The sequence below is a fragment of the Streptomyces sp. NP160 genome (genome assembly GCF_006335115.1).
Lineage (GTDB): Bacteria > Actinomycetota > Actinomycetes > Actinomycetales > Quadrisphaeraceae > Quadrisphaera.
Window position 1 is genome coordinate 1 of sequence record NZ_VDMJ01000133.1, and the last position, 257, is coordinate 257.

The window sequence follows — 257 nt, forward strand, 5'->3', positions numbered from 1 at the left end:
CATCTGTTGTTACTAAGACCTCAATCTCAGCGTCTTTCATCATGTGATGAACCCTGTCTTCAGGATGGGACGGATCGATCGGCAGATAAGCTCCTCCAGATTTCAATACCCCAAGGATGCCTACCATCATTTCAAGGGAATTTTCTGTCATGAGTCCGACAATTGAATGCCGGGTTACTCCTTTTTGACGCAGCACTCTTGCGAGCTGATTCGACTTCTCATTGAGTTCCCGGTACGTAAGATAATGATCTCTAAAC

At 45.5% G+C, this 257-nt stretch carries 1 protein-coding gene; it reads right to left on the reverse strand.

Annotation, left to right across the window (positions count from 1 at the left end; translation table 11 throughout):
- The coding region (locus FHN55_RS22240; protein ID WP_139714567.1) for an AMP-binding protein at positions 1 to 257 on the reverse strand (257 nt) is incomplete at both ends.